The organism is Mycobacterium colombiense (assembly GCF_001672755.1).
Classification (GTDB): domain Bacteria; phylum Actinomycetota; class Actinomycetes; order Mycobacteriales; family Mycobacteriaceae; genus Mycobacterium; species Mycobacterium colombiense_C.
Genome location: NZ_LZKI01000083.1, coordinates 1 through 19,302, shown reverse-complemented (window position 1 = coordinate 19,302; position 19,302 = coordinate 1). Strand labels below are relative to the sequence as shown.

Sequence of the window (19,302 nt, the reverse complement as noted above, 5' to 3'; positions counted from 1 at the left end):
GTCACACCCGACCAGCACACTAACGCCATGCTCGACCTGTTCCTGCCGGCCGAATGCGGCGGCTGCGGGGCGCCGGCGACCCGCTGGTGCGACGCGTGCGCCGTCGAGCTGTCGGTGGGCGCCGATCAGCCGCATGTGGTGAACCCGCGCATCGACCCGGGGGTCCCGGTGTTCGCGCTCGGCCGTTACGCCAACGCCCGCCGGCGCGCGATCCTGGCGCTCAAGGAGCAGGGCCGCGCCGACCTCGTCGACCCGCTGGCGCGTGCGCTGGCCATCGGCGTCCACCGGCTGTTGTGGTGGGGGATCGTGCCGACCCCGTTGACCGTCGTGCCCGCGCCGACCCGGCGCTCGGCCGCGCGCCGGCGCGGCGGTGACCCTGTCGCCCGGTTGGCGCGCGCCGCGGTGGCGCGGCATCCGGACATCACGGTCGCGCCGGCCTTGCGGCTCAAGGCACTGACGCGCGACTCGGTGGGCCTGGGCACCGCCGCGCGCGAACGCAACGTCGCCGGCCGGGTGGTGCTGCGCGGTGCACCGCCGCGCACCGAAGTCATGGTCGTCGACGACATCGTCACGACCGGGGCGACGGCGCGCGAATCGGTGCGGATCCTGCACGCCGCCGGGGTCCGGGTCGCCTCGGTGCTGGCGATCGCCGCGGTGTGATCGCCGGCAGCTGGGCCCAACCCGTGAACGAGCCAAGAGCATGTGAAGAACTCGCAACAGCTCGACCAAATTAGTGGCATCGGCAGGCGAACACGAGCTAACGTCGAGAACAACGAAGAACGACTCATCGGTCTGACTCACTGGTCGCAGAATTTCCAGGTGGGACCCATCCGCGGGAAGGGGTGAGTAATCGACACCTTGCTCCGGCGGGCAGCCTGCGGCGGTAGCCAGTCTCGAACCGCTCCCACCTCGTCGGCGCATTAAGCAGCCGGGCACGCAGGGCGCGTGTGACGTGAAGAGAGAAACGAGTTGTCACGTATGTCAAGGCTATCCGTGGATTCCGGTCAGATTCTGGACCAACCGCCCGTCACCGACGGGCAAGCCCAACCGACAACCACCGCCGACGTTGTGTTCAAGGGCCGCAACGTAGAAATCCCCGATCATTACCGTCTGTACGTCTCGCAAAAACTCGCCCGCCTCGAGCGGTTCGATCGCTCCATTTATCTTTTCGATGTCGAGCTCAAGCACGCGCCCAACCGGCGTCAGCGCAAATCCTGTCAGCGCGTGGAGATCACCGCCCGTGGCCGTGGCCCGGTGACGCGGGCGGAAGCCTGCGCCAACAGTTTCTACGCCGCGTTCGAGTCCGCGGTCGACAAACTGGAGAACCGGCTGCGCCGCGTCAAGGACCGTCGCAAGGTTCACTACGGGGACAAGACCCCGGTGTCACTGGCCGCCGCTACCGCGGTGCCGCCGCCCGCCCCGCTGCGCACCGCGCCGCAGCCCCCGTCGGCCGAGCACGACGGCGTGGAATCCGATCACGAGCCCGGACGGATCGTGCGGACCAAGGAGCACCCGGCGACGCCGATGACGGTCGACGACGCGCTCTACGAGATGGAGCTCGTCGGACACGACTTCTTCTTGTTCCACGACAAGCAGACCGAACGGCCCTGCGTGGTCTACCGACGGCACGCGTACGACTACGGGCTGATCAGGCTCTCCTGAGCGGGGTCCTCGGGCGGCGACCCGCTGCGCCCGGCGTTGCCGCGCTTGCGATCGCCGAGCGGGTCCTCGGGCGGCGACCCGCTGCGCCCGGCGTTGCCGCGCTTGCGATCGCTGAGCGGGGTCCTCGGGCGGCGACCCGCTGCGCCCGGCGTTGCCGCGCTTGCGATCGCCGCTACGGCGGTACCCACGGGCTCGTCGCCTACCATGGGAGTCGCTCAATCAAAGACTCCTACCAACAGGGGACATAGCTGTGCTGTCGAAGTTGCTGCGCCTTGGCGAAGGTCGCATGCTCAAGCGTCTCAAGCGGGTGTCTGACTACGTCAACACCTTGTCCGATGAGATCGAGAAGCTCACCGACGCCGAGTTGCGGGCCAAAACCGACGAGTTCAAGAAGCGGCACGCCGACGGCGAAAGCCTCGACGACCTGCTGCCCGAGGCCTTCGCGGTGGCCCGGGAGGCGGCCTGGCGGGTGCTCGACCAGCGCCCGTTCGACGTGCAGCTGATGGGCGGCGCGGCGCTGCACTTCGGCAACGTCGCCGAGATGAAGACCGGTGAGGGCAAGACCCTGACCTCGGTGCTGCCGGCCTACCTCAACGGCATCGGCGGCAAGGGCGTGCACATCGTCACCGTCAACGACTACCTGGCCAAACGCGACAGCGAGTGGATGGGCCGCGTGCACCGCTTCCTCGGCCTGGACGTCGGCGTGATCCTCGCGCAGATGACCCCCGACGAGCGCAGGGTGGCCTACAACGCCGACATCACCTACGGCACCAACAACGAGTTCGGGTTCGACTACCTGCGCGACAACATGGCGCACTCGCTGGACGATCTGGTGCAGCGCGGGCACAACTTCGCCATCGTCGACGAGGTCGACTCCATCCTGATCGACGAGGCCCGCACCCCGCTGATCATCTCCGGCCCCGCCGACGGCGCGTCGAACTGGTACACCGAGTTCGCCCGGTTGGCGCCGCTGATGGAGAAGGACACCCACTACGAGGTCGACCTGCGCAAGCGCACCGTCGGCGTGCACGAGCTGGGCGTGGAGTTCGTCGAGGACCAGCTCGGCATCGACAACCTCTACGAGGCCGCCAACTCGCCGCTGGTCAGCTACCTCAACAACGCGCTGAAGGCCAAGGAGCTGTTCAACCGCGACAAGGACTACATCGTTCGTGACGGCGAGGTCTTGATCGTCGACGAGTTCACCGGCCGCGTGCTCTACGGCCGCCGCTACAACGAGGGCATGCACCAGGCCATCGAGGCCAAGGAGCACGTGGAGATCAAGGCCGAGAACCAGACGCTGGCCACCATCACACTGCAGAACTACTTCCGGCTCTACGACAAGCTCGCCGGCATGACCGGTACCGCCCAGACCGAGGCGGCCGAGCTACACGAGATCTACAAGCTAGGCGTGGTGCCGATCCCGACCAACAAACCGATGATCCGCGCCGACCAGTCCGACCTGATCTACAAGACCGAGGAAGCCAAGTACATCGCCGTGGTCGACGACGTCGTCGAGCGCTACGAGAAGGGCCAGCCGGTGCTGATCGGTACCACCAGCGTCGAGCGCTCGGAGTACCTGTCGCGGCAGTTCCAGAAGCGCCGCGTGCCGCACAACGTGCTGAACGCGAAGTTCCACGAGCAGGAGGCGACAATCGTCGCCGTCGCCGGCCGCCGCGGCGGCATCACCGTGGCCACCAACATGGCCGGCCGCGGTACCGACATCGTGCTGGGCGGCAACGCCGACTTCCTCACCGACCTGCGACTGCGTGAGCGCGGGCTCGACCCGGTCGAGACGCCCGACGAGTACGACGCGGCGTGGCACGAGGAACTGCCCAAGGTCAAGGAGGAGGTCAGCGCCGAGGCCGCCGAGGTGATCGAGGCCGGCGGGTTGTACGTGCTGGGCACCGAGCGGCACGAGTCCCGCCGCATCGACAACCAGCTGCGCGGCCGCTCCGGCCGGCAGGGTGATCCGGGCGAGTCGCGGTTCTACCTGTCGCTGGGCGACGAGCTCATGCGCCGGTTCAACGGTGCCGCGCTTGAGGCGATGCTCAACCGGCTGAACCTGCCCGACGACGTGCCGATCGAGGCCAAGATGGTCACCCGGGCGATCAAGAGCGCCCAGACCCAGGTCGAACAGCAGAACTTCGAGGTCCGCAAGAACGTCCTCAAGTACGACGAGGTGATGAACCAGCAGCGCAAGGTGATCTACGCCGAGCGCCGCCGCATCCTGGAGGGCGAGAACCTCAAGGAGCAGGCGCTGGACATGGTCCGCGACGTGGTCACCGCGTACGTCAACGGCGCGACCGCCGAGGGGTACGCCGAGGACTGGGATCTCGAAGCCCTGTGGACGGCGCTGAAGACGCTGTACCCGGTCGGCATCGACCATGCGACGCTGACCCACCACGATGCGGACTCCGACCGCGACGACCTGACCCGTGAGGAACTGCTCGAGGAGCTGCTCAAAGACGCCGAAAATGCGTATGCCACAAGGGAAGCCGAGCTCGAGGAGATCGCCGGCGAGGGCGCGATGCGTCAGCTGGAGCGCAACGTGCTGCTCAACGTCATCGATCGCAAATGGCGCGAGCACCTCTACGAGATGGACTACCTGAAGGAGGGCATCGGGCTGCGCGCGATGGCGCAGCGCGATCCGCTGGTGGAGTACCAGCGCGAGGGCTACGACATGTTCACGGCGATGCTCGACGGCATGAAGGAGGAGTCGGTCGGGTTCCTGTTCAACGTCACCGTGGAGGCGGTGCCCAGCCCGCAGGTCGCGCCGGTCGAAGCGCCGGAGGGGCTGGAGGAGTTCGCCACCGCCGCGGCCGCACAGCAGGGCAGCACCGCGACGGCCGTGCGTGAAGACGCTCCAACCCAGTTGCGCGCCAAGGGAATTGACAACGAGGCGCCGGCCATGACGTACTCCGGCCCGTCCGAGGACGGCACGGCGGCGGTGCAGCGCAACGGCGGCGACGGCAAAGCGCCGGCCGGGGTGCCCGGGGGTGCCAGCCGGCGCGAGCGGCGCGCCGCGGCGCGGCAGCAGGGCCGCGGGGCCAAGCCACCCAAGTCGGTCAAGCGGCGCTAACCGCCTCACCTCCACTCGACGGTGCGGCATGCCGCACCCTAGGCACCGAGCGTGCGCCTGACTTCGCACTCGCCGACAGCAAGCCGCTGGTAACGCCCATGCCCTAGGCTTATCAGGCATCGGCTTTGTGTGGCTATACAGACGCCGCGCCGATGAGGGGCCGAGAAAGGGACGAGTTCCATGCCCTTCGACGGAGCCGTGTCGCGGACTGACGTCCTGGCGGCGCTATCTCTGGCGATCGACCTCGGCCTCGGGCAGCCGATGGATCACATGCTGCGGTCGGCGGCGATGGGCTCGAGATTGGCGACGCGACTGGGACTCGACGAGCGCGAGTGCGGGACCGTTTTCTACACGGCCCTGGTGATGTGGATCGGCTGTCACGCCGACTCGCACGAGTATGCGCAGTGGTTCGGCGACGACATCGCGGTGCGACATGACAGCCACTACATCGACTGGTCCGGCGCGCCATACCGTCGATTTCTCATGAGCAATCTCGGCCGTGGGACGACGTTGCCGAAACGAGCCCAGTTGGCGGCCAAGGTGTTCTGGGACGCACGCGGGAATCTCGGCGCGTTGGTGCACTCTCATTGCCTGTCGGCTGCGTTGCTCGCCGAGGAGATAGGGCTGGGCGCCGATGTAAGTAAAGCCCTGCCGTATGCGTACGAACGATGGGATGGCAGTGGTCTTCCGGCCGGGGCCGGCGGAGACCAGATACCCGTGGCGATGCGGGTGGCGCAGATCTCTGACATCGCCGACGTGCATCATCGCGCGTACGGCGCGAGTGCCGCGGTCGCGGAAATTCGCCGCCGCAGCGGAAAACAGTTCGACCCGGATATCGTCGCGGTGTTCACCGCGGCCGCCGATGGCCTGCTGCGCGAGAACGAAGACGTGTGGTCGACGGCTGCCGCCTTGGCCCCAGATCCGGGCGAAGCGCTGAGCGGTCCCGCGCTGGACCGGCTGCTGTGCGCGATGGGTGACTTCGCGGATCTGAAATGCCCGTTCACTCTTGGTCATTCGCGCGCCGTGGCGCAGCTTGCGGACAGCGCCGGGAAATGCGCCGGGTTGCCGCAAGACGAAATCGACATCCTGCGTCGCGCGGGCTACGTTCACGATCTCGGTCGCATCGGTGTGTCGAACCGGGTGTGGGAGAAGCCGGGCGAACTGACCCATGTCGAACGTGAGCGCGTGCATTTGCATCCCTATTTGACGGGCAGGATTTTGGCCCGGGTCGGTGGACTGAAGGCCGTCCGCGAGGCCGCGGTGAACCATCACGAGCGACTGGACGGCTCGGGCTATCCCAACGGTTTGCGCGGTGACGACCTGTCGGTTCGTGACCGCGTGCTGGCTGCTGCCGAAAGCTATTGCTCCTCGATGGAACCGCGACCTTATCGTGAGGCGTGTGACGGGGACGCCGCGGCGACGAAACTGCGAGACGAAGCGGTCCGGGGCCGCCTGGACGGCGCCGCGGTCGAAGCCGTGCTGGAGGCCGCGGGCCACCGGCCGTCGCGCAGAGCCGCCAGGCCGGCGGGTTTGACTGCCCGCGAGGCCGAGGTGTTACTACATGTCGCACAAGGGCTTTCCAACAAGGAGATCGCGTCGGCGCTCTGGATCTCCGAGAAGACGGTGCGCAATCACGTCGAACACATCTACGCCAAGATCGGGGTCTCGAACCGGATCGGTGCCAGCTTGTACGCGACCCGGCACGGCCTGACCGGCGGCCCGGGGTCGCGATCCCGGTGAGGGATCGCGGGTCCCGGGGTGGCCGTCACCGCTTGGCGGCGCCGGGCCGGGATCGCCGGTCCAGCAGCCAGACGGTGGCCAGCGTGACGGCGACGGCGAGTGAGGCGAGTGCGATGAGACTCACGACGTTGCCCCCCTGGAAGGTCTCCCGGTAGGCGGACATGGCCGGCAGCGTTGCGCTGTAGCGGTCGAGCTGCAGGTCGCGACCCAACGCGTCGAACGCGTGGCGGTTGGACAGCACCAGGCTCATCAGGCGTCCGGGCGTGGCCATCTGGTCGACGGGCACGATGGCGCCACCGAACAGGACCTGCGGGAAGCACAGCATCGGCAGGGCGAGGGCCGCCTGCGCGGCGTTCGAGACCGCGGCCGACGCGAAAAGCCCCAGCGCCAGCGCCGAGATCGCTTCGATCACAATCGTCGCGAACAGTAAGGCGTAGACGTGCCATCCGAGCGCGGGGAGTCGACCGAGCACGCGCAACACCACGAGCAGCACCGCGCTCACTCCCGCCAGAACCGGAAGCAGCGCAGTCACCTTCGAGGCCACGTAAGCGCCCACGCTGAGCCCGGCCAGGCGTTCGCGCCGGAAAACGGCCATCTCGCCGACGATCTGCAGCAGGCCGTACGTGAGACCGAAGAAGAAGCCGTCGAAGGCGATCCAGAACACGATCTGGGCCGGGCCGACGCCCGCGGCGTCACCCGGATCGAACGCGCCCCGCTTGAACAACGTCGCCATCATCGCCGTCACCAGCACCGGCGAGCCGAGCAGGATCGCCAGGGTCAGCCGATTGCGAAAGAGAACGTCGACGTTGCGCCGAGTGAGGAGCCACCATTGCCGGGTCATGCCCGTGTGATTGACGCCGGACGGCGAGGCCGAAGCAGCCTTCCGGGCGAATTCGGGCCGCGCCGTTGACTTCTCGCGGATGTCCGCGAACCGCTGCGCCCAGATCCGCGGCGTGCGCTCTTGAGCCAGCCGCTCGTAGATTTCGGTGAGGTGTTCCACGACGAAGTAGCGCCGGGCCGCGGCGGGGCTGCCGGTGAAAGCCAGATGCCCGTCGCGGGCCAAGAAGACCACCCGGTCGCACTGGGCGATGCCGGCCGGCTCGTGCGTGGTGAGGACGACGGTGACACCGCGTTGGCTGAGTCGGCGCAGCACGCGCATCACGTCGGCGGCGGTCGAGGGGTCCAGCCCGGAGGTCGGTTCGTCGAGGAAGAAGAGGCGTGGCCGGGTCAGCAACTCCACGGCAATGCTGGCCCGCTTGCGCTGGCCGCCGGACAGCGCACGCACCGGCACGTCGGCCCGGTCGGCCAGGTCAAGGCTCTGCAGGGTCTCGTCGACGACCCGCTCCGCTTCGGCCGCGGATGTGCCCGCGGGGAGGCGTAGCAGCGCCGCATAGCGCAGCGTGCGGCGCAGGGGCATCTCGAGGTGGATGATGTCATCCTGGGGCACGTAGCCGACCGTCGCGCCGGCGCGGGTGCGGGGGACGACGCCGTCGTACCGGACCTCGCCCGCAGACGGCGGTTGCAGTCCCGCGAGGACCTCCAGCAGCGTGGTTTTGCCGGCTCCGCTACCGCCGGCGATGGCGACCAATTCGCCGGGCTCCACCGAGAGCGACATGTTGTGCAGGAGTTGCCGGCCGCTGACGCGCCGGCCGACATCGATCGCGTCGATCCGTGCGCCGCCGGGCACCTGCGCCGGGTGGGCGACCAGCGGCTCGGTGGCCGGGGCGTTGCATGTCAATTCGCTCATGATCATCTCCGTGCTTGCTCGAAGTAGGCCTTTCACCGGCGATCATCGGCCCACCGCTTGCGCCGCCACATGAGGCGTTTGCCTCAAATGATCTGTCGGTCAGCGACGCCCAGGCCACGCCGACCGAAATTGGGGCAAATGACCTATATGCGCGCGCGCCGATGAGGCGCACAATCAGCAAATGAAGCGTTACCTGACGGTCGGCTACGGCGCGGCCGCTTATCTGCTCTTTCTTGCCGTATTTCTGTACCTCGTCGCGTTCGTCGGCAACTTCTGGGTGCCGCGGACGGTCGACCGCGGGCTGTCGGCGCCCATCGGCCAGGCGGTGTTGGTCAACATGGTGCTGCTCGGTCTGTTCGGCCTGCAGCACAGCGTCATGGCGCGCCCCGGATTCAAGGCGTGGTGGACGCGGGCGGTCCCGCCGTCGATAGAGCGCAGCACCTACGTGATGCTGTCCAACGCCGTGCTGGTGCTGCTCTATTGGCAATGGCGAACGATGCCGGCCGTCATCTGGGAGGTGGAATTACCGGCCGGGCGCCTGGTGTTGTGGACGCTGTTCTGGCTCGGCTGGGTGATAGCCCTGGCGTCGACGTTCATGATCAACCACTTCGACCTGTTCGGGCTACGGCAGGTGTATCTGGCGTGGCGTGGAAAGCCCTACACGCACATAGCTTTTCACATTCGGATGTTCTACCGGCTGGTGCGCCACCCGCTCATGCTCGGTTTCCTCATCGCCTTCTGGGCGGCACCCACCATGACGGCCGGGCATCTGCTGTTCTCCATCGCCATGACGGGTTACATCCTGGTCGCCACCCGGATCGAGGAGCACGACCTGGTGGAGGCGCTGGGCGATGACTATCTCAACTACCGCCGCGAGGTACCGAGGTTGCTGCCGCTAGGACGCCGCCCACGTCGAGGCCCAGGCCAACCGGCGGAGCTGCATTAGGTTTAGAGCAGCGCGGCGATCCGCTCCAGCGTTGCGGCCGCCGCCTTGATGACACGCTCGACGCTGACCGTGTTTCCCTCCATCCGCTTACGGTAGCGCCGGGCAACCTGTCAGGATTGACGGTATGGATGTCAAGGAGGTGTTGCTCCCCGGGGTCGGTCTCCGCTACGAATTCACCGATCAGAGGGGCGATCGCATCGGCATCATCGCGCGGCGCAGCGGCGATTTCGACGTCGTCGTGTACGCCCGCGAAGATCCCGACGAGGCCCGGCCGCTGCTGCACCTCAGCGACCAGGAGGCCGAGGCCGTGGCCCAGATCCTGGGGGCGCCGCGGATCGCCCAGCGATTCACCGAGCTGGCCCGCGAGATCCCCGGACTCGAGACGGGCCAGGTGCACATCCTGGCCGGCAGCCCGTTCGTGGATCACCCGCTCGGAGACACCCGGGCGCGCACCCGCACCGGCGCGTCCATCGTGGCGATCGTGCGCAACGAGGAAGTGCTCGCCTCACCCGGACCCGCCGAGATGCTGCACGTCCAAGACGTTCTGATCGTGATCGGCACCGAAGACGGCATCGCGGGCGTCGAGAAGATTATCGACAAAGGCTGAGCCGGTGCAGATTTCGGGGACGCTGCTTCTGCAACTCGGCGCCCTCCTGGCCACTCTGGCCGTATTGGGCGCCGCCGCAAGGCGATTCGCGTTGTCGCCCATCCCCGTGTACCTGCTGGCGGGCCTGGCGCTGGGCAACGGCGGCATCCTGCCGATGGCCGCCGGTGGCCAGTTCATCACCACCAGCGCGCCCATCGGCGTCGTGTTGCTGCTGCTGACCCTGGGCTGCGAGTTCTCGGTGGCCGAATTCTCCAGCAGCATGCGCCACCACCTGCCGTCGGCGGCCGTCGACATCGTGCTCAACGCCGCGCCCGGCGCGATCGCCGGCTGGCTACTGGGATTGGACGGCGTGGCCATCCTGTGTCTGGCCGGCGTCACCTACATCTCCTCCTCGGGCGTCGTCGCACGGCTGCTGGAGGACCTGCAGCGGCTCGGCAACCGGGAGACGCCGTCGGTGCTCTCGGTGCTGGTGCTCGAAGACTTCGCGATGGCCGCCTATCTGCCGCTCTTCGCGGTCCTGGCCTCGGGCGGCGGATGGCTGCACGCTGTCGGCGGCATGGTCGTGGCGGTGGGCGCTCTGGTGGCTGCGTTCGCCGCGTCCTACCGGTGGGGTCACCACGTGGAGCGGCTCGTGCAACACCCCGACTCCGAACAGCTGATGCTGCGGGTGCTGGGCATCACTTTGATCGTGGCGGCGATGGCGGAGTCTCTGCACGCCTCGGCCGCGGTCGGTGCGTTCCTGGTGGGCCTCACCCTGACCGGCGAGACGGCCGAGCGGGCCCGTCAGGTGCTGAGCCCGCTGCGCGACCTGTTCGCCGCCATCTTCTTCCTGGCGATCGGCTACTCGGTGGACCCACACGAGTTGGTCCCGATGCTTCCGGCGGCGCTGATCCTGGCCGCGGTGACCGCGGCGACCAAGGTGGCCACCGGCATCTTCGCCGCGCGGCATGACGGGGTGGCGCGGCGCGGGCAGTTGCGCGCGGGCACCGCGCTGATCGCGCGCGGCGAATTCTCGTTGATCATCATCGGATTGGCCGGCAAGTCGCTGCCCGCGGTCGCGGCGTTGGCGACGTCCTACGTTTTCATCATGGCGATTGTGGGGCCCATCCTGACCCGCTACACGGGCGGTCCGCGGGCGGCCGGCGCCGCGCCGGCGGTCTGACGGCGGCCGCCGTCACCCGATGTGCAGCGCGACCACCATCCACCGCGTTCCGCCCGCGGCGCTGACCTGCTCCACCCGGCAGGCGATGGCGTGGATCCGGTTCCCGCGGCTGTAGGAACCGAAGACCTCGGCCGCCGAGTCCGGGTCGCGGTGACCGGCCGCCTGTAGCCGCATGCGGCGCAACACCGCGGCGCCCCGGTTACGGCCCGCGGCCGAACGGCCAACCGCGGCAACCGAATCCACCAGGCTGGGCGCCAGCAGCGGGTTCAACTGCGCCGCGGGCCGGCGGCGGTCGATGACTTCCAGCACCCGGCGCAGCGCCGCGTCGGCGAAGACGGCCGCCTGACGCAGCCGCGGCGACATGGCCGCGCCGGGATCCGGTGCCGGCGCCCTGCTGGGCTGCCCGGTGTAGGAGCGCGGCGGCGCGTGGCCGCTGCGGCGGCGCAGCGCGGGACGCGGGGATTGCCGGCACTGCGCGACGGTGTCGGGCAGATCCTGCGTCGGCGGCTCGTAGTCGACGACTGGTATGACGGTGAAAGCGTCAGGTGGATTCGCAACGGGACTAGTGTTCAACGCGCACTCTCCAACTCTTCGGCCGGACCTTCGAGCCTGCTGGAGAGGGGCAGACGGTGGTTAGTCAGTGGTCATCATGGCACAACTCGACCGCACGCGTACCCACGCTGACCGGTGCACGGCCGCACGGTTACCGTGGGCGGAACATCGGGCTCACGGGCCCCGGGCCCCGGGCGCACGGGCGACGAACTGACCAGGAGGACAGCGCCGCATGGTGAGTCGCTTGTCCCCGCCGGACGCGTCGTTCTATCGCATGGAGAACACCGCGACCCCGATGTACGTCGGATCGCTGTCGATCCTGCGTCGCCCCCGTGCCGGCCTGAGCTACGAGACGCTGCTGGCCACCGTCGAGCAGCGGCTGCCGCAGATACCGCGCTACCGGCAGAAGGTGCGGGAAGTGCGGGTCGGCACGGCCCGGCCGGTGTGGCTCGACGACAACGACTTCGACATCACCTATCACGTGCGGCGCTCGGCGTTGCCCTCCCCGGGCAGCGACGAGCAGCTGCACGAGCTGATCGCGCGGCTGGCCGCGCGGCCGCTGGACAAGTCCCGCCCGCTCTGGGAGATGTACCTGGTCGAAGGCCTGTCCAAGAACCGGGTCGCGCTCTACACCAAGTCGCATCAGGCGCTGATCAACGGCATGTCGGCGCTGGAGATCAACCACGTCATCGCCGACCGGACGAAACGCCCGCCACCGTTCCCCGAGGACATCTGGATCCCCGAGCGCGACCCCGGCAACACCCGGCTGGTGTTGGGCGCGATCAGTGAATGGGTCACCGGCCCCGGCGCCCAGCTGCAGGCCGTCAGCTCGATGGTCGGTGGCCTGTTGACCAACTACGGCGAGCTGCTCGACGCCGGACGCCGGGCCGTCGACCTGGTCCGCACCGTGGCTCGGGGCACCGCCCCGAGCAGCCCGCTCAACGCCACCGTGTCGCGGCACCGGCGCTTCACGGTCGCGCGGGGCAGTCTCGAGGATTACCGCACCGTGCGTGCGCGGTACGACTGCGACGTCAATGACGTGGTGCTCGCGGTCATCGCGGGCGCGCTGGGTAACTGGCTGATGTCACGGGGTGTGGCGGTCTCGCCCACCGCCACGGTGCGGGCGATGGCGCCGTTGTCGGTATACGACGACGGTGGCCTCGACACGAGCGGGCCGGGTCAGGCGATCAGCCAGGTGATGCCGTTCCTCGTCGACCTGCCCGTGGGGGAGCCCAACGCCGTGGTGCGGCTGTCGCAGATCGCGCACGCCACCGAATCGAACCCGACGGCCGCCCAATTGGTGGACGCCAGGACCATCGTCACGCTCTCGGGTTTTGCCCCGCCGACGCTGCACGCCATGGGCATCCGGGTGGCGACCAGTTTCCCGAGTTTCTCCAAGCGCACCTTCAACCTGCTCATCACCAACGCCCCCGGCGCCCAGTCGCAGATGTACATCGCCGGCACCAAATTGCTGGAGACCTACGCGGTGCCGCCGTTGCTGCACAATCAGGCGCTGGCCATCGGCGTGACGTCGTACAACGGCGAGCTGTACTACGGAATCAACGCCGACCGCGAAGCCATGAGCGATGTCGAACTGCTGCCCGGACTGCTGAACCAGGCGCTCGACGAACTCCTGGAGGCGTCCCGGTCCTAGTCGGCGGTGAAAACGCCTGCGTGGGGCTATTATTCGTTGTTGTGAGCACCGCGAAAAGCAACGGCGGGCCGACCAAGAAGAAGTCCGCGCGGTCGGCCGTGCCCAAGATCTCCGACGAGGTCTACGAAGCCGAATTGTTCCGGCTGCAAACGGAATTGGTGAAACTGCAGGAATGGTTGCGGCATGCCGAACAACGCCTTGTGGTCATCTTCGAAGGCCGTGACGGGGCGGGCAAGGGCGGCACCATCAAGCGGATCACCGAATACCTGAACCCGCGCGTCACCCGCATCGCCGCGCTGCCCGCGCCGACCGACCGGCAGCGCGGCCAGTGGTATTACCAGCGCTACATCGCCCACCTCCCCACCAAAGGGGAGATCGTGCTGTTCGATCGGTCGTGGTACAACCGGGCCGGTGTGGAGCAGGTGATGGGATTTTGTACACCCCAAGAGCATGCGTTGTTCTTGCGCCAAACGCCGATCTTCGAACAGATGCTGATCGACGACGGGATATTGTTGCGCAAGTATTGGTTCTCGGTTTCCGAGGCCGAACAGCTGCGCCGGTTCAAGGCCCGACTGAATGACCCTGTGCGGCAATGGAAACTGTCCCCGATGGACATGGAATCGCTATATCGGTGGGATGATTATTCGCGTGCCAAGGACGAGATGATGGTCCACACCAACACCCCGGTGAGCCCTTGGTACATCGTGGAATCCGACATCAAGAAACACGCGCGACTGAACATGATGGCCCATTTGTTGTCCACCGTCCCTTACCACGACGTCGAGACGCCCAAGGTCAAGCTGCCGGAGCGTCCCGTCGTCAGCGGTAACTACCAGCGCCCGTCGCGCGAGCTGTCGACGTACGTCGACGACTACGCGGCCACGCTGATCTGACCCCCATGACGGTCGTCTATATCCCCGCCACGCTGCCCATGTTGGCGCAGCTCGTCGCCGACGGGTCGGTGTGGCCGGTCAGCGGCACCGCGTTCGCGCTGACGCCGAGGCTGCGCGAGGCGTACGCCGAGGGCGACGACGACGAGCTCGCCGACGTGGCGTTGCGCGAGGCCGCGCTGGCGTCACTGCGGCTGCTGGCGGGGTCGGAAGCGGAAGGGGGCGGCGAATCGTCCGAGCCCCCGCCGCCCCGCCGCGCGGTGCTGGCCGCCGAGGTCGAGCACGTCACGTACCGTCCCGACCTCGACGACGCCGTGGTCAGACTGTCCGGACCGGTGCCGATCGGCGACGTGATCGCCGCCTACGTCGACAACGCCGGGGCCGAACCGGCGGTCGCAAGGGCCATCGAGGCGGTCGACGCCGCCGACCTGGGCGATGAGGACGCCGACCTGATCGTCGGCGATGCGCAGGACCACGATCTGGCCTGGTACGCCAACCAGGAGCTGCCGTTCCTGCTGGAGCTGATGTGACGCCGAATGTGAGGCAAATCAGCCGGCAGCGCTAGCTACGACACCGTAGGTTACGGTACCGTAGGTTTCGTGAAGCGCACAGAATCGATCACAATGTGAGCGCAAGCAAAACGCCGCATCGTGAGCAGGAGCTTCCCCTGGGCAGACGTAACCCATCGATCACGGGCAACGTCGTCGATACCACGCGACCAGTTGTCGCCGGCGCAGACCGGCACCCTGGCTGGCATGCGCTGCGCAAGCTCGCCGCGCGCATCACGACGCCGCTGTTGCCCGATGACTATCTGCATCTGGCCAACCCGCTGTGGTCGGCACGCGAACTGCGGGGCCGCATCCTGCAGGTGCGCCGCGAGACGGAAGATTCCGCGACGCTGGTCATCAAGCCGGGCTGGGGCTTCAACTTCGACTACCGGCCGGGCCAGTACATCGGCATCGGACTGCTGATGGACGGTCGCTGGCGCTGGCGGTCGTATTCGCTCACCTCGGCCCCGTTCGGCGGGGCCTCGCGCTCCGACTCCGGTTCGGCGCGCACGGTGACCATCACCGTGAAGGCGATGCCGGAGGGGTTCCTGTCGTCGCACCTGGTGGCCGGTGTCGAGCCGGGCACCATCGTCCGGCTGGCCGCGCCGCAGGGCAATTTCGTGCTGCCCGATCCGGCGCCCGCGTCGATCCTGTTCCTCACCGCCGGCTCCGGGATCACGCCGGTGATGTCGATGCTGCGAACCCTGGTGCGCCGCAACCAAATCGGCGACATCACCCACCTACACTCGGCGCCCACCCAGGCCGGCGTCATGTTCCGCGCCGAGCTGTCCGCGCTGGCCGCCGAGCACCCCGGCTATCGGATGCGGCTGCGCGAAACGCGCACCCAGGGCCGGCTGGACCTCTCCGTGCTGGACGACGAGGTGCCGGACTGGCGCGAACGCCAGACCTGGGCCTGCGGTCCGGAAGGCATGCTCGCCGAGGCCGAGCGGGTATGGTCGGCCGCGGGTATCGGTGACCATCTGCACCTCGAGCGGTTCGCGGTGTCCAAGGCCGCACCCACCGGTGCAGGCGGCACGGTCACCTTCGCCCGAAGCGGACGCACCGTCGATGCCGACGCGGCGACCTCGCTGATGGACGCGGGCGAGGGCGCGGGCGTGCAGATGCCCTTCGGGTGCCGCATGGGGATCTGCCAATCGTGCGTGGTCGGCCTGGTGGAGGGTCACGTTCGTGATCTGCGCACCGGCCAGGAGCACGATCCGGGGACCCGCGTGCAGACCTGCGTGTCCGCGGCTTCCGGCGATTGCGTGCTCGACATTTAAAGGCTACTCATAGGTAACCTACGGCTTCGTAGGTTACGATAGCGTAGGTCTGGAACACGTTAGAGACCCAACAAACCACCGCAGGGAGATGACGACGATGGCGATCACAGACGTCGACGTATTCGCCCATCTGACGGACGCCGATATCGAAAACCTGGCCGTGGAGCTCGATGCCATCCGCCAGGACGTGGAAGACTCACGCGGCGAGCGGGACGCTCGCTACATCCGCCGCACCATCGCGGCCCAGCGCGCGCTGGAGGTGACCGGCCGGCTGCTGCTTGCCGCCAGCTCGCGGCGCTCGGCCTGGTGGGCGGGGACGGTGACCCTGGGCGTGGCCAAGATCGTCGAGAACATGGAGATCGGCCACAACGTCATGCACGGCCAGTGGGACTGGATGAACGACCCCGAGATCCACTCCTCGACATGGGAGTGGGACATGAGCGGGTCGTCCAAGCACTGGCGCTACACCCACAACTTCGTGCACCACAAGTACACGAACATCCTCGGGATGGACGACGACGTGGGCTACGGCCTGCTGCGCGTCACCCGCGACCAGCGCTGGAAGCGCTTCAACATCTTCAACCTGGTGTACAACACCCTGCTCGCGCTGCTGTTCGAGTGGGGAGTGGGCCTGCAGCATGTGGAGCTCGGCAAGATTGTCAAGAAGCGCATGCCCCACGACGAAGCCCGGCAGCGCACCGATGAGTTCCTGGCCAAGGCCGGCCGGCAGGTGCTCAAGGACTATGTCGCTTTCCCGGCGTTGACCGCCCTGTCGCCCGGCGCCACGTACAAATCCACGCTGAAGGCCAACGCGACTGCCAACATCATCCGCAACGTGTGGGCCAACGCGGTGATCTTCTGCGGCCATTTCCCTGACGGCGCAGAGAAATTCACCAAGACCGACATGATCGGCGAGTCCAAGGGGCAGTGGTACCTGCGTCAGATGCTGGGCAGCGCCAATTTCGAGGCCGGCCCGGCGCTGCGCTTCATGAGCGGCAACCTGTGCCACCAGATCGAACACCACCTGTTCCCTGATCTGCCGAGCAATCGCTACGCCGAGATCTCGGTGCGGGTGCGCGAAGTCTGCGACAAGTACGACTTGCCTTACACCACAGGCTCTTTCCTGTTCCAGTACGCGAAGACGTGGCGCACGCTGGCCAAGCTGTCGCTGCCGAACAAGTACCTGCGTGACGACGCCGACAACGCACCCGAGACCCGCAGCGAGCGGATGTTCGCCGAGCTCGAGCCCGGCTTCCTGGGCACCGACCCGGCCACCGGGCGCCGCCGCGGTCTGAAGTCCGCGATCGCCGCGGTGCGTGGCTGGCGGCGCGGGAAGCGGGCGACCGCCGCCCGCCCTGCCGGTGAAGGCCTGGCTGCCTAACCGCTCCTTGGCTTTTCGGGCCCGACCGTCATCGGCTGGGGTGGTCGATCTGGATCAGCTTGCGGGCCAGCTCGGCCAGCGGAGTGTTCGAGGTCTGCGACAACCTCACCAGCAGATCGAAGGCGGCCGCGGCATCGACGTCGAAGCGCTCCATCAGCATGCCCTTGGCCTGCCCGATGATGTCGCGGCTTTCCAGGGCGCGCTGAAGTTGTTGAATCTCGTGGGCCATCGCCGACACACCGTCCGGCCCGGCACGAGCCTGGCTGGACAGGGCCGCCAGCACGTGGAGTTGTTCGGCGCCGTCGAACGCTCGACCGCCCGCGCTGGTAAGCGATAAGGCCGCCAACGCCTGATCGAGCGACGTGATCTCGGCGACCTGGTGCAACACGCCGATGGCCCCGTCGCCGTCGTGCACCGCCAGGTTGCGGGCGGTCCACAATTTCGGCAGGAAGACGTCGGGATCGTGCGGGTCGGTGATGTCGTAGCGCATGATCGGCATGACGTCGGTCCCGTTGCGGCCCAGCGCGGACTCGACGGAGGCCGCCAGCAGCTCCAGGCCGCTGGCCTGCGGATCGTCGGGATTCTCCGGGAACACATCGGCGACGAAGCCGCCGAGCATCTCGTCGCGCCCACGCAGGGAGATCGCCTCGTAGGGTCCGTTCAGGCCGCGGATGCGGAAGTCGCGGTCCAAAAACATCAGGGCGGATTGTGCGGACCCGGGCGCCAATGCCGCAGCAAGCGCATGGAAGCGGTGTTCGTCCAGCACTCGCGAGATTCGTCGGTTCGCTGGCATTTCTATCGCGTACCCAGTCTGGCTCTAGCTATCGGTCCTCTCCGGCGAAACTCCGCCCCGGTCGCATTCATAGAAGTCAGCGGCGTTTATCGGGCCGACACCGAGCTCGGCGGCGACCGCGTCGACCGCCCGCTGCGTGTCGCGCGGGTCCACCCGAAAGTCCGCGGTGAAGTACGGGCCGACGTAGCGCTCGTAGTGCCGTTTCGCCTCGTCGGCGGTGAGCCGGTCGAGGAACCAGTTGATGTATTCGACAGCTCGGTTGGGTTGTTCGACGAGCAGCCGCAGCGCCCGCCGGTGGGCCCGCACCATGGCCCGCAGCGCGGGGCTGTCCGGCGGGATGTGGACGGGGTCGACGGCGACGCCCACCGTGGGAATCTGGAAGTGGTCGCCGACCCAGGCCAGCAGGTGAAACCCCTCTTCGGCGGCGACCTGCTCGGGGGACAGGGTGCTGCCGACGTAGGCCGCATCGATCGAGCCGTCACGCATCCGGCGCAGGTCCATCTGGTAGTCACCCGGATGCCGCACCACGCAGTGCAGGTCGCGGTCGGGGTCCAGGCCGTGCTTACGCAGGACGATTCGGGCGAATGTACCCGGCGGGTTGTCGGCGTCGTGTACGGCCAGGCGCCGCCCGCGCAGATCCGCCATGGACTTCACCTCGGAGTTGCCGAGAAACCAGAACAAAGGACGATCGGTGTTGACGCTCAACGCTTTCCAGCCGATTCCGTCGTACAGCCGCGACAGCAGGGTTCGGCCCAGGCCGATCACCGCGACGTGGCGCAGTCGCTGCGGGCTCCAGCCGACCCCATCGCGGATGGCGACGTGGACACCTTCGTCCCGGTAGTAGTCCTCCTGATCGGCGACATGGGCGACCAGTTCCTCGTGAATGCCCCGCCCGACGTAAGCGAGATCGATCGTCTGCACGCCGAACCCCTTTCCCGGTAGCAGAATCCGCCGTCAATTCATGGCGAGGCCGCCGTTGACCTCCAGGCAGTGGCCGGTGATGAAGCCGGAATCCACGCCGGCCAGGAATGCCACCGTCTTGGCCACCTCCTCGGGGCTGACGAGCCGCCCCATGGGATTCGTCGCGCCGAGCTGGCTCCGCACCAGATCACCGCCAATCTCGTCTCGCCTGCCACCGTCGCCGATCCCACGGCGAACGCGCTGTTGACGCCGCAGGAGATGCACCAGCTCGGCGCGACGAATCCCATGGGGCGGCTCGTCAGCCCCGAGGAGGTGGCCAAGACGGTGGCATTCCTGGCCG

19 protein-coding genes are annotated in these 19,302 nt (G+C 67.7%); 13 read left to right on the top strand and 6 right to left on the bottom strand.

Translation table 11 applies throughout. The features are described 5' to 3' along the window. The first annotated feature begins 27 nt into the window (after positions 1–27). Positions 28–660 (top strand): ComF family protein, encoded by a 633-nt coding sequence (locus A5708_RS13085; protein ID WP_065029041.1) that lies wholly within the window; start codon positions 28–30, stop codon positions 658–660. Between the two features lie 333 nt (positions 661–993). Continuing rightward, positions 994–1,662 (top strand): ribosome hibernation-promoting factor, HPF/YfiA family, encoded by a 669-nt coding sequence (hpf, locus tag A5708_RS13080; RefSeq protein ID WP_065029040.1) that lies wholly within the window; start codon positions 994–996, stop codon positions 1,660–1,662. Here the strand turns inward: hpf and A5708_RS27810 are convergent. Beyond that, complete coding sequence (locus tag A5708_RS27810) at positions 1,638–1,850, bottom strand: hypothetical protein (RefSeq protein ID WP_269199392.1); 213 nt, start codon at positions 1,848–1,850, stop codon at positions 1,638–1,640. The genes hpf and A5708_RS27810 overlap by 25 nt on opposite strands. A 62-nt stretch (positions 1,851–1,912) precedes the next feature. On the opposite strand from A5708_RS27810, the gene secA reads away from it, so the two are divergent. Next, positions 1,913–4,741 (top strand): preprotein translocase subunit SecA, encoded by a 2,829-nt coding sequence (gene secA / locus A5708_RS13070; RefSeq protein ID WP_065029038.1) that lies wholly within the window; start codon positions 1,913–1,915, stop codon positions 4,739–4,741. Between the two features lie 180 nt (positions 4,742–4,921). Continuing rightward, on the top strand, positions 4,922–6,481 hold the full coding sequence (locus tag A5708_RS13065) for an HD domain-containing phosphohydrolase (protein WP_065029037.1): 1,560 nt from the start codon (positions 4,922–4,924) through the stop codon (positions 6,479–6,481). 25 nt (positions 6,482–6,506) lie between these two features. On the opposite strand, the gene A5708_RS13060 is transcribed toward A5708_RS13065, so the two are convergent. Next, a complete protein-coding gene (locus A5708_RS13060) occupies positions 6,507–8,228 on the bottom strand; it encodes an ATP-binding cassette domain-containing protein (RefSeq protein WP_081292949.1) in 1,722 nt (573 codons plus the stop codon). A gap of 181 nt (positions 8,229–8,409) precedes the next feature. Between A5708_RS13060 and mddA the strand changes: the two genes are divergently transcribed. The 3 genes from mddA (at position 8,410) to A5708_RS13045 (ending at position 10,943) form a co-directional block, all read left to right on the top strand. After that, positions 8,410–9,174, top strand: coding sequence for a methanethiol S-methyltransferase (gene mddA / locus A5708_RS13055; RefSeq protein WP_065029036.1), 765 nt, complete (start codon positions 8,410–8,412; stop codon positions 9,172–9,174). Positions 9,175–9,298: 124 nt separating this feature from the next. Continuing rightward, positions 9,299–9,781, top strand: coding sequence for a cation:proton antiporter regulatory subunit (locus tag A5708_RS13050; protein WP_065029035.1), 483 nt, complete (start codon positions 9,299–9,301; stop codon positions 9,779–9,781). A gap of 4 nt (positions 9,782–9,785) precedes the next feature. Then, positions 9,786–10,943, top strand: a complete 1,158-nt coding sequence (locus A5708_RS13045) for a cation:proton antiporter (protein WP_065029034.1) — start codon at positions 9,786–9,788, stop codon at positions 10,941–10,943. Positions 10,944–10,955: 12 nt separating this feature from the next. Here A5708_RS13045 and A5708_RS13040 read toward each other — a convergent pair whose 3' ends face one another. Beyond that, positions 10,956–11,516 carry an Rv3235 family protein gene (locus A5708_RS13040; protein WP_231117903.1) on the bottom strand — a complete coding sequence of 187 codons (561 nt, stop codon included), beginning with the start codon at positions 11,514–11,516 and terminating at the stop codon, positions 10,956–10,958. Between the two features lie 211 nt (positions 11,517–11,727). Here A5708_RS13040 and A5708_RS13035 point away from each other — a divergent pair, with 211 nt between their 5' ends. The 5 genes from A5708_RS13035 (at position 11,728) to A5708_RS13015 (ending at position 17,248) form a co-directional block, all read left to right on the top strand. Continuing rightward, entirely contained in the window at positions 11,728–13,149 is a 1,422-nt protein-coding gene (locus tag A5708_RS13035) for a WS/DGAT/MGAT family O-acyltransferase (RefSeq protein ID WP_065029033.1), read from the top strand. Positions 13,150–13,190: 41 nt separating this feature from the next. Then, on the top strand, positions 13,191–14,042 hold the full coding sequence (ppk2, locus tag A5708_RS13030) for a polyphosphate kinase 2 (RefSeq protein WP_065029032.1): 852 nt from the start codon (positions 13,191–13,193) through the stop codon (positions 14,040–14,042). Positions 14,043–14,047: 5 nt separating this feature from the next. Next, positions 14,048–14,569, top strand: coding sequence for a DUF6912 family protein (locus tag A5708_RS13025; RefSeq protein ID WP_065029031.1), 522 nt, complete (start codon positions 14,048–14,050; stop codon positions 14,567–14,569). Between the two features lie 137 nt (positions 14,570–14,706). Continuing rightward, positions 14,707–15,867 carry a ferredoxin reductase gene (locus A5708_RS13020; protein WP_065029051.1) on the top strand — a complete coding sequence of 387 codons (1,161 nt, stop codon included), beginning with the start codon at positions 14,707–14,709 and terminating at the stop codon, positions 15,865–15,867. Between the two features lie 97 nt (positions 15,868–15,964). After that, a complete protein-coding gene (locus A5708_RS13015; RefSeq protein WP_065029050.1) occupies positions 15,965–17,248 on the top strand; it encodes a fatty acid desaturase family protein in 1,284 nt (427 codons plus the stop codon). A gap of 28 nt (positions 17,249–17,276) precedes the next feature. On the opposite strand, the gene A5708_RS13010 is transcribed toward A5708_RS13015, so the two are convergent. From A5708_RS13010 to A5708_RS27545, 3 genes are all read right to left on the bottom strand, one after another. Next, positions 17,277–17,945 (bottom strand): ANTAR domain-containing protein, encoded by a 669-nt coding sequence (locus A5708_RS13010; RefSeq protein WP_081292948.1) that lies wholly within the window; start codon positions 17,943–17,945, stop codon positions 17,277–17,279. Between the two features lie 120 nt (positions 17,946–18,065). Then, positions 18,066–18,962 (bottom strand): ABC transporter substrate-binding protein, encoded by an 897-nt coding sequence (locus A5708_RS13005; protein ID WP_065029029.1) that lies wholly within the window; start codon positions 18,960–18,962, stop codon positions 18,066–18,068. 33 nt (positions 18,963–18,995) lie between these two features. After that, entirely contained in the window at positions 18,996–19,115 is a 120-nt protein-coding gene (locus A5708_RS27545; protein WP_231117902.1) for an SDR family oxidoreductase, read from the bottom strand. A gap of 3 nt (positions 19,116–19,118) precedes the next feature. Here A5708_RS27545 and A5708_RS27540 point away from each other — a divergent pair. Continuing rightward, positions 19,119–19,302 (top strand): SDR family oxidoreductase (locus A5708_RS27540; protein WP_231117904.1); only part of this gene is annotated, 184 nt, incomplete at its 3' end.